Source organism: Clavibacter sp. B3I6 (genome assembly GCF_030816895.1).
Taxonomy (GTDB): domain Bacteria; phylum Actinomycetota; class Actinomycetes; order Actinomycetales; family Microbacteriaceae; genus Clavibacter.
On record NZ_JAUSYL010000001.1, the window covers coordinates 2,293,439 to 2,306,616 of the forward strand.

The 13,178-nt window shown below is 72.7% G+C and carries 13 protein-coding genes; 10 read left to right on the forward strand and 3 right to left on the reverse strand.

The window, feature by feature from the left end; translation table 11 throughout:
- The first annotated feature begins 322 nt into the window (after positions 1-322).
- From QFZ62_RS11055 to QFZ62_RS11065, 3 genes are all read left to right on the forward strand, one after another.
- Positions 323-646 (forward strand): hypothetical protein, encoded by a 324-nt coding sequence (locus QFZ62_RS11055; RefSeq protein WP_012039605.1) that lies wholly within the window; start codon positions 323-325, stop codon positions 644-646.
- Positions 647-800: 154 nt separating this feature from the next.
- Positions 801-1,127, forward strand: a complete 327-nt coding sequence (locus tag QFZ62_RS11060; RefSeq protein ID WP_307505560.1) for a hypothetical protein — start codon at positions 801-803, stop codon at positions 1,125-1,127.
- Positions 1,128-1,500: 373 nt separating this feature from the next.
- Entirely contained in the window at positions 1,501-2,676 is a 1,176-nt protein-coding gene (locus tag QFZ62_RS11065; RefSeq protein WP_307505563.1) for a zinc-dependent alcohol dehydrogenase, read from the forward strand.
- A gap of 96 nt (positions 2,677-2,772) precedes the next feature.
- Here the strand turns inward: QFZ62_RS11065 and QFZ62_RS11070 are convergent, their stop codons facing one another.
- Positions 2,773-3,783, reverse strand: coding sequence for a Gfo/Idh/MocA family protein (locus tag QFZ62_RS11070; protein WP_307505566.1), 1,011 nt, complete (start codon positions 3,781-3,783; stop codon positions 2,773-2,775).
- 152 nt (positions 3,784-3,935) lie between these two features.
- On the opposite strand from QFZ62_RS11070, the gene QFZ62_RS11075 reads away from it, so the two are divergent.
- The 4 genes from QFZ62_RS11075 to QFZ62_RS11090 all read left to right on the forward strand — a co-directional run bounded on the left by QFZ62_RS11075 (position 3,936) and on the right by QFZ62_RS11090 (position 8,446).
- Positions 3,936-5,258, forward strand: a complete 1,323-nt coding sequence (locus QFZ62_RS11075; protein ID WP_307505569.1) for an ABC transporter substrate-binding protein — start codon at positions 3,936-3,938, stop codon at positions 5,256-5,258.
- An 89-nt stretch (positions 5,259-5,347) separates the two neighbouring features.
- Positions 5,348-6,478, forward strand: coding sequence for a carbohydrate ABC transporter permease (locus tag QFZ62_RS11080; RefSeq protein WP_307505572.1), 1,131 nt, complete (start codon positions 5,348-5,350; stop codon positions 6,476-6,478).
- Positions 6,475-7,383 carry a carbohydrate ABC transporter permease gene (locus QFZ62_RS11085; protein ID WP_307505575.1) on the forward strand — a complete coding sequence of 303 codons (909 nt, stop codon included), beginning with the start codon at positions 6,475-6,477 and terminating at the stop codon, positions 7,381-7,383. Before QFZ62_RS11080 ends, QFZ62_RS11085 begins: the two co-directional genes overlap by 4 nt.
- A gap of 85 nt (positions 7,384-7,468) precedes the next feature.
- Positions 7,469-8,446, forward strand: coding sequence for a LacI family DNA-binding transcriptional regulator (locus QFZ62_RS11090; RefSeq protein ID WP_191149211.1), 978 nt, complete (start codon positions 7,469-7,471; stop codon positions 8,444-8,446).
- A gap of 58 nt (positions 8,447-8,504) precedes the next feature.
- Here the strand turns inward: QFZ62_RS11090 and QFZ62_RS11095 are convergent, their stop codons facing one another.
- A complete protein-coding gene (locus QFZ62_RS11095) occupies positions 8,505-9,266 on the reverse strand; it encodes an SDR family oxidoreductase (RefSeq protein WP_307505578.1) in 762 nt (253 codons plus the stop codon).
- A gap of 337 nt (positions 9,267-9,603) precedes the next feature.
- On the opposite strand from QFZ62_RS11095, the gene QFZ62_RS11100 reads away from it, so the two are divergent.
- From QFZ62_RS11100 to QFZ62_RS11110, 3 genes are all read left to right on the forward strand, one after another.
- A complete protein-coding gene (locus QFZ62_RS11100; RefSeq protein WP_307505579.1) occupies positions 9,604-10,596 on the forward strand; it encodes a hypothetical protein in 993 nt (330 codons plus the stop codon).
- 70 nt (positions 10,597-10,666) lie between these two features.
- A complete protein-coding gene (locus tag QFZ62_RS11105) occupies positions 10,667-11,740 on the forward strand; it encodes a hypothetical protein (RefSeq protein ID WP_307505582.1) in 1,074 nt (357 codons plus the stop codon).
- Between the two features lie 33 nt (positions 11,741-11,773).
- Positions 11,774-12,577 (forward strand): DNA-formamidopyrimidine glycosylase family protein, encoded by an 804-nt coding sequence (locus QFZ62_RS11110; RefSeq protein WP_307505585.1) that lies wholly within the window; start codon positions 11,774-11,776, stop codon positions 12,575-12,577.
- Positions 12,578-12,622: 45 nt separating this feature from the next.
- On the opposite strand, the gene QFZ62_RS11115 is transcribed toward QFZ62_RS11110, so the two are convergent.
- Positions 12,623-12,985 (reverse strand): hypothetical protein, encoded by a 363-nt coding sequence (locus tag QFZ62_RS11115; RefSeq protein ID WP_307505588.1) that lies wholly within the window; start codon positions 12,983-12,985, stop codon positions 12,623-12,625.
- Positions 12,986-13,178: the final 193 nt, after the last annotated feature.

Below are 13,178 nucleotides of genomic sequence, written 5' to 3' on the forward strand. Positions count from 1 at the left end.
CGGTCCGGAGCGACCGCGGCTCTCCGTCGAGCGTTCGCCGCGGTCCCGTGGACCGCCTACCCCCTTGACAGACGGCCGCAGGTCGTCCCGGGCGCGTCGGCAGCAGCCGTTCCGCCGGCGCGGGGCGGCCCGCAGCGGCTCCCGCGTCGCGTCCTCCCCCGCCGGATCCAGTACCACATGCGGATCCGCCCGCGAGACGATGCACTGTCGGGCGGCAACGCTGGCATAGTGGATGGGCACGGCCGAAGCTCAGCGCCGCTCTCTGGCCCCCTCTCCGTCGGCGCGGGGCCCGAGAGCTCACGAGGGGGACACGGGATCGATCATGGGCACGTTCAAGTACGACTCCACGCTGACGGCGGAGTTCGACGACCGTCTGCTGGCGCACCTCCAGCTCGTCATCGGCGCCAAGCTCCGGCGCGGGGAGAACTTCTACTTCTCCTGGCGCGACGACGTGGAGGTCGGCGACGGGCGCACCACCATCTGGATGCACAACTCGCTGCCGCTGGTGTTCAAGTACCACGGCAGCCGCGTCCCGCCCATCAACCGCAAGTGGGTGGACGCCCTCATGACCACGGCGAACAGCCCCGGCGGCCTCCTCATCATGCGCGAGCCGCCCGAGGACGAGCCTCGCGACGACGCGCGCTGACGCCCCTCCGCGGAGCGCCGAACAGGTCCCCGATCGGGGGCTAGACCCATCAGCCTTACGCTGTCAACCCCCCGACGGGCATTGGAGCGCAGCGGTCGCTGCTGGCATCGTGGTCCCGGGTCACGCGGGTGCGGCGCCCGGGGAGAAGGACGCGATGCAGGACACCGACGCCGACGGCATGGGGGACCTGGTCCAGTCGTCCGCCAGCGAGGCCCTTCCCGCCCGCCAGCGGGAGCACGTCCGCAGCGCCACGGAGCAGGCGAGGTACGTGGCCGGCTACTTCGGCTGGTCGATCACCGGCGACACGATCCGCGGCACCGAGGACGCGGTCGCGCTCTACATCGAGGACCTCGCGGCCGCCCTCGGCGAGCTGGGGTGGATCTCCCCCGGCGCCATCCACTGGGACCGGCTGCCCTTCGGCGAGGACGAGGCCGCCGAGGCCCTCCGCGTCGTGCAGCGCGCCCACGGCTGGGACGTCTGACCGCTTCGCCGTGCATCCGCCGGGAGCGGCGTCAACCCCCTGGGCATTTCCCCACCCGTGTACCACACTCTCAGCACGAGGCCGTGGCGGGCTCGGGCGCTTGAGGGTTGTCGAGAGTCCTCCTATGCAGTCCGGACCGCCGGCGAAGGCCCCCAGATCCGCCCCGCGCGGTCGTGTCGTGGACGACCGACGAACGGGGCGGATCGTCTGCGCGGGCCCCGCGTCCCCGTCGCCGTCCGCCCCGTCCGCCGCGCCCGGGAGTCGCCGCTGGCTGGACGCCGCCTGTCCTCCGCTTGGCGGACAGCACCGGAGGGCGTTGTGTAGATGAGCGCCTGCTCCACGAGGGTCCGGCGCTCGAGCACGAAGGAGCACCATGAAGGCACTCACCTGGCAGGGCATCCACGACGTGGAGGTCAAGGACGTCGAGGACCCCCGCATCGAGCACGACACCGACGCCGTGATCCGCATCACGTCGACCGCGATCTGCGGATCCGACCTCCACCTCTACGAGGTCTTCGGCCCGTTCCTCGACAAGGACGACGTGCTCGGCCACGAGAACATGGGCGTCGTCGAGGAGGTCGGCAGCGCCGTCACGAAGCTGAAGGTCGGCGACCGCGTCGTCGTCCCGTTCGTGATCGCCTGCCACGACTGCTTCATGTGCGACCGCGGCCTGTTCACGCAGTGCGAGACCACGCAGGTGAAGTCGCAGGGCAGCGGCGCCGCGCTCTACGGCTTCAGCCAGCTGTACGGATCCATCCCCGGCGGCCAGGCGGAGCGCCTCCGCATGCCGCTCGCCGACGTCAACGCGATCGTCGTGGACGGCGACCTGCCGGACGAGCGCTACCTCTTCCTCAGCGACATCCTGCCCACCGCCTGGCAGGGCGTGCAGTACGCGGACGTGCCCGAGGGTGGCACCCTCGGCGTCATGGGCCTCGGCCCGGTCGGCCAGTTCGCGGCCCGCATCGGCAAGCACCTGGGCTACCGCGTCATCGCGGTCGACCCCGTGCCCGAGCGCCGCGAGATGGCGAAGCGCCACGGCATCGAGACCCTCGACCTCACCGACGACGTGGCCGACCGGCTGCGCGCGCTCACCGACGGCCGCGGACCGGACGCCATGGTCGAGGCCGTCGGCATGGAGGCGCACGGCAGCCCCGCCGCCTCGTTCGCGCAGAAGGCCGCCGGCCTGCTGCCGGACGCCATCGCCCAGAAGGTCATGGACACCGCGAGCGTCGACCGCCTCGCAGCCCTGCACACGGCGTTCGACGCCGTCCGCCGCGGCGGCACCGTCTCCATCAGCGGCGTCTACGGCGGCGAGGCCGACCCGATGCCCATGAAGTCGCTCTTCGACAAGCAGATCGCCATCCGCATGGGCCAGTGCAACGTGCAGCACTGGATCCAGGACCTGCTGCCCCTCGTCGAGGACCCGGCCGACCCGCTCGGCGTCATGGACCTCGTCACGCACACGGCGCCCCTCAGCGAGGCCGCGCACATGTACGAGATCTTCCAGAAGAAGGAGGACGGCTGCATCAAGGTGGTGCTCAAGCCGTAGCCTCCCGGCTCGCCTGATGACGGCCGCGTCCCCTCCCCGGGGCGCGGCCGTCGTCGTGCGCGGGCGCGGCGGGCTGGGCGCGGCGGGCGCTCGGCGTCAGCGGGCGCCGATGCGCTCGAGGATCCCGTCCATCAGCTCCGCGAGGCCGATCGACTCCGCGTGCGGCATCTCGGCGCACTCCACGGCGCCGGCGCGGATCGCGTCGCGGGCGGCGCGGAACATGGGCACGTAGCCGCGGCCCTCGATCGCGTGCTCCCGGCGCTCGGGATCGCCGTCGGCGGGCACGATCGCGAGGCCCGGGGAGGCGAGGAACAGCGGATCCACCTCGATGCGGCCGGCCGTGCCGCTGACGGTCGCGCCCAGCGGGAGGGCGGCGACGAGCGAGCAGGCGAGCGTCGCGTGACGTCCGTCGGGCCAGCCGAGCAGGATCGCGACCTCGGTGTCGACGCCGCCGTCGACGACCGTGCCGACCGCGGCGACCGAGGACGGCGTGCCGAACAGGCCGTGCGCGAACGCGAGCGGGTACACGCCCATGTCGAGGAGCGTGCCGCCGCCCACCTCGGGGTCCCAGAGGCGCCCTTCCCCCTCCGCGGTGACGAAGCCGAAGGCCACGGAGATGGCGCGCGGATCCCCGATGCGGCCCGCGGCGATCGCCTCCTGCACCGCGAGGTACCCGGGCGAGAACGCCATCCACAGCGCCTCGAGGAACAGCAGGCCCTCGGTGCGGGCGATCTCGACCAGCGCGCGCGTGTCGGCGGCCGTCGTAGTGGCGGGCTTCTCGCACACGACGTGCTTGCCGGCCCGGAGCGCGGCCTCGGCCTGCCCGCGGTGGAGCGTGTGCGGGGTGGCGACGTAGACGGCGTCGACCTCGTCGTCGGCGAGGAGCGCCTCGAGGCTGTCGTGGATCCGCGGGATGCCGCACGCGGACGCCAGCTCCTCGGAGCTCGACCGGGAGCGCGAGTGGACGGCGACGACCTCGACGCCGTCGACCAGCTGCAGGTCGGGGACGACCGACGTCGCGATGCCGGCGGCCCCGATCACGCCGAAGCGGAGGGGGCGGGCGTCCAGGTCCGTGCGCGCGGCGGCGGGCGGCGTCATCGTCGACATGCGGCGAGCCTACGGCGTGAGAGCGCTTCCACGGAAGTGCGCCGCGGGGTTGACACGACCGAAAAGCGCCGCATATGGTCTGCCGGACGGCGTGAGAGCGCTCTTACAGCGGGAGCACCGACGCTCGACCAGGCACAAGGGAGTGACCTTCGATGAACACAGCACGAACGCGCACGGCCGCCGGCATCGCCGGAGCCGCGGTGATCGCCCTCCTCGCGACCGGATGCACCTCCGGCTCGTCGGACGGCGCGGCAGGCGGCGACGAGGACATCACCCTCACCGTCACCACCTTCAACACCATGGGCTTCGAGGACCTCTACACGCAGTACGAGGAGGAGAACCCCGGCATCACGATCGAGGCCACCAACATCGACTCGGGCGGCAACGCCCTCGTCGACTGGCAGACCAAGCAGGCCGCCGGGGCGGGGCTCCCCGACGTGCAGGCGGTCGAGGAGGGGTGGCTGAGCAAGGTCATGCTCGTCTCCGACTCCTTCACCGACCTCCGCGACCACGGCATCGAGGACGTCAAGGACCGCTGGGTCCCATGGAAGTACGAGCAGGCCACGGATCCCGAGGGCCGCGTCATCGGCTACGGCACCGACATCGGTCCCGAGGGCCTCTGCTACAACACGAAGCTCTTCGCCGAGGCGGGCCTGCCCACCGACCGCACCGAGGTCGCCGCGCTCTTCGGCGGCGACGACGCCACGTGGGACAAGTACTTCGAGGTCGGTGCGCAGTACAAGGACGCGACCGGCAGGGCCTTCTACGACCAGTCCGGCTTCATCTGGAACGCCATGGTCAACCAGCAGCCCGAGGGCTACTACACAGAGGACGGCAAGCTCAACGTCGAGGGCAACGCCGACCTCGAGGCCCTGTGGGGCCAGGTCGCCGACGGCGCCGAGGCCGGTCTCGCCGACGGCCAGACCGCGTTCGAATGGGGCGGCGGCAAGGCCTTCACCGACGGGTCCTTCGCGACCATGGTCTGCCCCGCGTGGATGCTCGGCATCGTCAAGGGCAGCACCGAGTCCGCCGGCGGCGACGCCACCACGGGCTGGGACTTCGCGGACGTCTTCCCCGGCGGATCGGCGAACTGGGGCGGGTCGTTCCTGACCGTCCCCACCACGTCGGAGCACCCGGAGGAGGCGGCGGCGCTCGCCGCGTGGATCACGGAGCCCGCGCAGCAGGCGAAGGCGTTCCAGGCCGCGGGACCCTTCCCGAGCACCATCGAGGCGCAGACCTCCGAGGACGTCACCGGGACCAGCGACCTCACCGCGTTCTTCAACGACGCGCCGCTCGGCACCGCGCTCGCCGCGCGCGCCGAGGGCATCGAGGCCCAGTTCAAGGGACCGGACGACTCGGTGATCCAGGAGCAGGTCTTCGGCCCCTCCATCCAGGCGCTCGACTCCGGCAAGTCGGACGGCGACAAGGCCTGGGCCGACGCCATCACGCTGCTCGGCCAGCTGGTCGAGGAGTAGGAGCCGGGCGGCCCGCAGGGCCGTCCACCCGGGAGGTGCGGGCGCACGGGTGCCCGTACCTCCCTCCCCCACGCGCGAGAGAAGGACCGATGACGACCACGCTGCGCCCCCCGGCGCCACCCCGATCCCCCGCGCGCACGCCGCGGGCACCCGAGCCGCCCACCTGGCGGCAGCGGCTCTCGACCTGGGACTTCCGCTACTCGCCCTACCTCTACGTGGCGCCGTTCTTCATCCTGTTCGCGCTGGTGGGGCTGTTCCCGCTGCTCTACACGTTCGTCGTGTCGCTCAACGACTGGAACCTGCTGACCGGCGCCGGCGACTGGATCGGCTTCGAGAACTACGCCGTCGAGCTGGCGGACCCGCTGTTCTGGAACTCCGTCTTCAACACCTTCAGCATCTTCGTGCTGTCGACGATCCCGCAGCTCGCCGTGGCCGCGGCCATCGCCGCCATCCTCGACCAGAACCTCCGGGCGAAGACCTTCTGGCGGATGAGCGTGATCCTGCCGTACATCGTCACGCCGGTCGCGGTGGCGATCATCTTCAGCAGCGTCTTCGGCGAGAAGTACGGGCTCGTCAACAACGTGCTCACCGAGATCGGCATCGATCCGATCATGTGGAAGACCGAGACGCTGCCCTCCCACCTCGCCATCGCGACGATGGTGAACTGGCGCTGGACCGGGTACAACGCCCTCATCCTGCTGGCCGCGATGCAGGCCGTGCCGCGCGACGTGCACGAGTCGGCGGCGCTCGACGGGGCGGGAGCGGTGCGCCGCTTCTTCTCCATCACGGTGCCGAGCATCCGGCCGACCCTCATCTTCGTGATCATCACGGCCACCATCGGCGGGCTGCAGATCTTCACCGAGCCGAAGCTGTTCAACGTGGCCACCACGACGCCGGGCGGCCCGCAGCGGCAGTACCAGACGACCGTGCTCTACCTGTGGGACCTCGCCTTCAACCGGCAGGACTTCGGCAAGGCCAGCGCGGTGGCGTGGATCCTCTTCCTGATGATCGTGCTCATCGGCCTGCTCAACTTCTGGATTTCCCGGCGGATCGCGGGCGTCGAGGCCCGGGGATCGAGGCGCCGCACGCGACGCGCCATCAGCCGCTTCCGCGCGCAGCCGGCCGCACCCTCGCCTGGCGCGACGACCGTGCCGCAGGCGCCCGACACCGTCCTTCCCGAGGAGCGGGCCCACGCCCGCGATGAGGAGACCGCATCATGACCGCCACCGTCACCCGGCCCCGCGCCGCCGACCGTCCCGCCTCCCCGGACGGGCCGCCCCACCGCCGTCGTCCGAACGGCGGCACCGGGCTCGACCGCCGGCCCGGCTTCCTCGCCTACGGGCTGATCCTCGCCGTGTTCATCGGCGGTGCCTACCCGCTGTGGTGGTCCGTCGTCATGGGGTCGAGCGACAAGTCGGCGCTCACCGACACCTGGCCGTCGCTGCTGCCGGGCGGGCGCTTCTGGATCAACGTGGCCGACGTCATCGACACGGTGCCGTTCTGGCTCGCGCTGATGAACAGCATCATCGTGTCGACCGTGATCAGCGTCTCCGTCATCACGTTCTCCACGCTCGCCGGGTACGCCTTCGCGAAGCTGCGCTTCCGCGGGCAGGAGGGGCTCATGGTCTTCGTCATCGCGACGCTGGCCGTGCCCACGCAACTCGGCATCATCCCGCTGTTCATGCTCATGAAGCAGTTCGGCTGGACGGGCACGCTCGGCGCCGTCATCGTCCCGACGCTCGTGACCGCGTTCGGCGTGTTCTTCATGCGCCAGTACCTCGTGGACGTGATCCCGACCGAGCTCATCGAGGCGGCCCGGATGGACGGCGCCTCGATGATCGGCACCTTCTGGCACGTGGGCGTGCCGGCGGCGCGGCCGGCCATGGCGATCCTCGGGCTGTTCACCTTCATGACGGCGTGGACCGACTACCTGTGGCCGCTGCTCGTGGTACCGCAGAACCCGACGCTGCAGGTGGCGCTCAGCCAGCTGCAGTCCGCGAAGTTCGTCGACTACTCGATCGTGCTGGCCGGAGCGGTGCTCGCGACGCTCCCGCTGCTGGTCCTGTTCGTGCTCGCGGGGCGGCAGCTGATATCCGGGATCATGGCCGGGGCGGTGAAGGGGTAGGGGGCCGCCTACACTCGACCCAGCCGGATCGCAGACTGGAGGGCCCGTGGCCATCAACGCCGAGCAGGGCTCGCCCACCCTCGAGATGGTCGGGAAGCTCGCGGGCGTGAGCCGCGCCACCGTCTCGCGGGTGGTGAACGGATCCGACCGCGTCGCGCCGGAGGTCGTCACCGCCGTCAACGCGGCGATCGCCCAGCTCAACTACGTGCCCAACCGCGCGGCCCGCTCGCTCGCCGGGCGCCGCACCAACGCGCTGGCGCTCGTGATGCCGGAGCAGACCGCCCGGGTGTTCGCGGATCCGTTCTTCGCGTCGCTCATCCAGGGCGCGATGACGTACCTCGCGACCACCGAGTACACGCTCACGCTCCTCATCTCCTCGCCCGCGCAGGCGGAGAAGACCCGGCGGTTCCTGCTCGGCGGCAACGTCGACGGGGTGCTCGTGGTCTCGCACCACTCGGGCGACGCGACGTTCAGCGGCCTGCGCGACCGGCTGCCCGTCGTGTTCGCCGGGCGGCCGCTGCGGCAGGACGACCGCGAGGCGCCCACGGTCGACGTCGACAACGTGGGGGCGGCGCGGGCGGCGACCGAGCACCTCATCCAGCGCGGGCGCACCCGCATCGCGGCGGTGGCGGGCCGGCAGGACATGCCCGCGGGCATCGACCGGCTGCGCGGCTTCCGCGAGGCGATGACCGCGGCGGGGCTGGATCCCACGCTCGTCGCGGTGGGCGACTTCTCGCCCGCGTCCGGCGCCGACGCGATGCGCACGCTGCTCGCGCGCGGCGAGCCCATCGACGGCGTCTTCGCGGCGAGCGACCAGATGGCCGCGGGCGTCTACTCGGAGCTCCGCGAGCACGGCCTGCGCGTGCCCCAGGACGTCGCCGTGGTGGGCTTCGACGACGACTACTTCGCGAAGTCGGCCGTGCCGCCGCTCACGACCGTGCGCCAGCCCAACCAGGAGTTCGGCCGTCGGATGGCGGAGGTGCTGGTGCGGCTCGTGGGCGGCGAGGACGTGGATCCGCTCACCCTCATGCCGACGACGCTGGTGGTGCGGCAGAGCACGTAGCGGCGGACGACTGCCGCGTGGACGGGCTGCCAGGGGGACGGGCTGCCGCGCGGACGCGCTACCGTCCAGCGGGGACGCGCCCGCTGAGGAGCGCGAGCATCTCGTCGTGGCGGCAGTCGCGCTCGGCGAACCGCAGGCCGTGGACGTCCTGCACGAGGATCTCCTCGTCCTCCGGGCGGACCTGGAGGATCCCCATCACCTCGTCGAGGAAGTCCTCGAGCGGCATCGCGTCGCCGGCGTCCTGCTGGCCGGGCATGAGCGCGGTCTGCACCTTGGGCGGCACCAGCTCGACGACCTCGACCGGGGATCCGACGAGCTGCTCCCGGAGGCTCTGCGTGTACGAGTGCACGGCCGCCTTCGTGGCGTTGTAGGTGGGCGTGAGGGGGAGCGGCACGAACGCGAGGCCCGAGGAGACGGTCATCAGCGTGGCGTCGTCGCTCGCGAGGAGGCCCGGCAGGAACGCGTCGATCGTGCGGATGGTGCCGAGCAGGTTGGTCGTGATGATCGCCTCGGCGGTGGCCTGGTGCGCGGGATCGCGGAGGTCCTCGGGCTGCATGATGCCGGCGGTCGTGATCACGACGTCGAGGTCCGGGTGGCTCACGGCGAGCTCGTCGCGCGCGGCGGTGATGGAGGCGGGGTCGGCGACGTCGAGCACGACGGACGACATGCCCTCGTGCGCGGCGGTGACCTCGTCGAGCAGCTCGCGGCGGCGGCCCGCGACGACGACGCGGTTGCCGGCGGCGTGGAACCGCTCCGCGAGCCCGCGGCCGATGCCCGAGGTGCTGCCGGTGATGAGGACGGTGCGGCCGGTGATCTTCATGGGTGTGCTCCTTCGCCGCGGGGGCGCGGCTGCTGGATCGGGTGCGGGATCGGGTGCGTGCGTCGAGTGTGGCCCGATCGGGCTGCGAGTGGGCGGGACGCGCGGGCGGGTGCGGGGGATGCAGCGGCTGTTCACGTGGGGAGGGGGCGGCCGGCTCGAGCTGCCCGATCGCGGACCGGCCCCGAGCTGGGGAGTCGGCGCGGAACCGCGGCGCCGATAGCGTCGACGGGTGAGCACCCCTCGAACGCAGACGGCTTCCCCCACGGCGACGGCACAGCGATCCGGTCGCCGGCGCGGACTCGTCCTGCTCCTCGTGCTCCTGACGACGGGTACGGCCGTGTTGCTCGGGGTCGGCTTCTGGAGCTTCGTCACGGCGGGTGGCGACGACGACCTGTTCGTCGCGGTCGCCATCCACGTGACCGTCGGCGTGGTCACCCTGAGCCTCGCCCTCTCCCTCGGCCAGTTGGAGCTGCATCGGGCCGCGCGCCCCGCCGGGGGAGCGCGCCCCCGGCCGGTCGCCCTGCTCGTGTGGGGCTCCATCGCCGGAGCGCTCGCGCTGACGACGGCCATCGCGGCCGTCGTCGCCGGGCTGTCCGCGTGGATCACCGCGGGCTTCCTGCTGGGCGTGATCGGGACCTCGGCGGCCAGCTGGCTGCTGGGTCACCGCACCCGGCTCCGTCACGATGCCCGGCAGGCCGGCCGGAGCAGGACGGGGGAGGGCGTCGCGCCCGATCTCGACTGGACGCCCGCGATCGTCCGTCGCAAGGTGCTCACCATCGGCCTCGTGCTCCTGCTCACCGCCGCCGCGGCGACCGTGCTGATGGTCGTCCTCGCCGACGAGTTCGACGGCGGCCTGCTCGAGACCGTCCCCCTCATCGTGCAGGTCTCCTTCACCGCCGCGGCGCTCGCCGGGTTCATCGTCAGCACGCAGCTGCAGTCCGCCGTGGCCCCTGTGGTCCGCGACCTGGATCCGGCGCAGCGGAAGGCCGTCCACCGCCGGACCATGGGGAAGTCGGGACCGCTCGATCCCGAGCTGGAGTGGCGGGCGGCCCGAGCGGCCGCGGTCGCCCGGTTCTCGCAGCCGCTCACCCTCCTGCCGCTGGGCCTGATGCTCATCGCGTCCCTGTCCACGTTCGTCCGACTCAGCGTCGACGGGGGCTTCGCCGTGTTCACGGGCATCTGCTTCGCGGTGGTGCTCGGGATGATCCCGTTCCTCGTCGTCGAGCAGCGTCGGCGTCTGCGGTATGCCGATGCGTCGCGGGAGCTCGCCTGGTCCGACGGTCCGGCGGTCCGGGAGGCCGCGGAGCAGGGGACCGGATCGCGGGGGTGACGCTCGGGGCGTCCTCGGCCGCCCCGGATCGGGGGCAGACCGCCCTCCGTCGCGGCCCTACGGTGAACGGGTGACCCCTCCCCGCGCGACCTCCGCATCCGCCGACGCGACGACGGCCGAGGAGGCGGGCGGGCTCGCGGTCCGCGTGGCACTCGTCGCATCCCTCGCCGTCCTGTGGCTGGGCCTGAGCGCGCTCTTCGGCGCCGGCCTGTGGGCAGCCGTCCAGGACCTCGACAGGGACGTCGCAGTCCTGCTCCCGCAGCTGCTCGCCGGACTCGTCGTGCTCGGCTTCGCCCCGATGGTCGGGCTGCTCGGCGACCCGCGTCCCTCCGCCGGGCTCCTCGCCGACGCGCGCCCGGTACGGCCCCGACGCATCCGGGTCTGGGTGGGGATCACCGCGCTGGCCGCGACCGTGCACGCCGTCGGCTCCGCGCTCACGGACGTGCCCGTGCTCGTGATCATCGGGTTCCTGCTCGATGCCCTTGCGACGATGGCGATCAGCGGGCTCGTCGGCCGCCGGGCGCAGCTCGCGCGAGCAGCCCGCGGCGGAGATCACGCCGAGGCGATCACGATCGACCTCGACTGGACGGAGGCCGACCTCCGACGGAAGCGGCGCCTGATGGCCCTGGCGTTCGTCGTCGCCCTCGTCGCCTCGATCGTCGTCGCCCTCCTGTTCCCGCGCGACGGGGACGACGCCCTGCTGCAGACCGCCATGAGGACCTGGTCGGTCTCGTTCCTGGCGGCCGGCATCGTCGGCTTCGCCGTGACCACGCCGGCGCTGCTCGTCAGCGGCTCGATCATCAGCGACCTGCCCACCGCGGATCAGCGCGCGGCCGGGCGTCGTGCGCGGGGCCTGGGCGAGCGCCTGGACCCCGAGCTGGAGTGGCGGGCCGCCCGCCTGGCCGCCGTGTCGCGGATCCTGCAGCCGTTCCTCATCGTGCAGACGGTCAGCGTCCTCGCCGCGGTTCTCCTCCCGGTGCTGGTGGGGGGCGACGCGGAGGGCTGGATGCTCGTGATGTTCGGGCTCTTCGCCGTGCTGATCCTCGTGATGATGCCCGCGATCGTCCGGCAGGTGCGGAACACGCGCCGGTACGCGACCCAGACGCGCGACCTCGCCCGCTCGTACGGCCCGGTCGAGGCCTGACCCCTTGTCGGCGGCCCCCGCTACCGTCGACGCATGCCCGAGGGTGACTCCGTCTTCGTCCTCGCCGCGCGGCTGCGCGCGCAGGTCGGCGGTGCGCTCATCGCGGACGGGGAGCTGCGTTCGGGGGCGCGGGCGGGTGCGCGGCTCGGCGGGCGGCGGATCACCGAGTTCGACACGCACGGCAAGCTCCTGCTCATGCGGCTCGACGACGCCACCACGCTCCACACGCACCTGCGGATGCAGGGATCGTGGACGGTCACGGCCGCGGGGAAGCGCGTGCCCGAGCGGATCCAGCACCAGGTGCGGGTGCGACTCCGCCTCGACGACGGCCGCACCCTGTGGGGCATCGACCTGCCGGTGGTCGAGCTGATCCCCACCCGCGACGAGCGCGCCGCCATCGGCCACCTCGGGCCCGACCCGCTGCGCGACGACTGGGATCCGGCGCTCGCCGTCTCCCGCCTCGCCGCCCGACCCGGCGACACGATCCGCGCGGCCCTCCTCGACCAGCGCCCGATGGCGGGCCTCGGCAACCTGTGGGTCAACGAGGTCGGCTTCCTCCGCGGCGTGCACCCGGCCACGCGCGTCGCCGACGTCGACCTGCCGCCCCTCGTCGACCTCGCCGCCCGCTCCCTCCGCCGCTCGGCGACGGTGCCGGCGGCGTACCAGATCACGACGGGCGATCCCCGGCGCGGCCGCACGCACTGGGTGGTCGGTCGCGCGGGCCGGCCGTGCCTGCGCTGTGGCACGACCGTGATCGGCCTCGACGATCCGGGCAGCACGAGCGAGCGCGCGCGGCGGGCGTGGTGGTGCCCGCGGTGCCAGCCGGCGCCGTCCTGACGGCTCGCCGCCCGGATCCGCTCGGCTCCACGGGCCCGCGGCCGATCACTCGACCAGCACCCGGATCCCGCGCGACACCTGCACGGTCCGGGTCTCCTGCCACCCGTCGCCGATGATCCGCGACAGTCGCCCCCACAGGGCCGAGAAGAGGAGGTGCTCGTCATCGACCGGATCGGAGACGTCGACCACCCACAGGAAGCGCTCGTCGGGTGCGTGCGCACTCGCCAGCTCCACGATGAGCAGCCCCTCGGCATCGGCGACCTCTACGAGGCGCGGGTCGTCGGCGCGCGGCCCGTCGAGCGCCTGCTGCTCGTAGGGCCGCCACCCGTCGGGGAGGCCCTCGTACGAGCCGCGGTGCCGGGGCTGCGGGGCGCGGCCCTCCCAGTCGGCGACCAGCGCCGCCGCCAAGCCGGGGCGGCCGCGCGTCCCGGCACGTAACCGGTATGCGTGGTCACCATCCAATGCTCGTCTCCGCTCCGGGTCCGGTGCCGCAGGCCGATCGGTTCAGCAGGCGCCATCGAGCTTCGACCGGTCCGCCTCCGCGCGCAACCCCGTCGTGCCGACGCGCTCACCGTGGTGGCGGAGGGGAACGGACGGAGGC

Bases quoted from the DNA above. Each gene is read 5' to 3' on its own strand.
- QFZ62_RS11110 (WP_307505585.1), top strand. From the start codon at position 11,774: ATGCCCGAGGGTGACTCCGTCTTCGTCCTCGCCGCGCGGCTGCGCGCG.
- QFZ62_RS11090 (WP_191149211.1), top strand. From the start codon at position 7,469: ATGGTCGGGAAGCTCGCGGGCGTGAGCCGCGCCACCGTCTCGCGGGTG.
- QFZ62_RS11095 (WP_307505578.1), bottom strand. From the start codon at position 9,266: ATGAAGATCACCGGCCGCACCGTCCTCATCACCGGCAGCACCTCGGGC.
- QFZ62_RS11085 (WP_307505575.1), top strand. From the start codon at position 6,475: ATGACCGCCACCGTCACCCGGCCCCGCGCCGCCGACCGTCCCGCCTCC.
- QFZ62_RS11075 (WP_307505569.1), top strand. From the start codon at position 3,936: ATGAACACAGCACGAACGCGCACGGCCGCCGGCATCGCCGGAGCCGCG.
- QFZ62_RS11060 (WP_307505560.1), top strand. From the start codon at position 801: ATGCAGGACACCGACGCCGACGGCATGGGGGACCTGGTCCAGTCGTCC.
- QFZ62_RS11055 (WP_012039605.1), top strand. From the start codon at position 323: ATGGGCACGTTCAAGTACGACTCCACGCTGACGGCGGAGTTCGACGAC.
- QFZ62_RS11065 (WP_307505563.1), top strand. From the start codon at position 1,501: ATGAAGGCACTCACCTGGCAGGGCATCCACGACGTGGAGGTCAAGGAC.
- QFZ62_RS11080 (WP_307505572.1), top strand. From the start codon at position 5,348: ATGACGACCACGCTGCGCCCCCCGGCGCCACCCCGATCCCCCGCGCGC.
- QFZ62_RS11070 (WP_307505566.1), bottom strand. From the start codon at position 3,783: ATGTCGACGATGACGCCGCCCGCCGCCGCGCGCACGGACCTGGACGCC.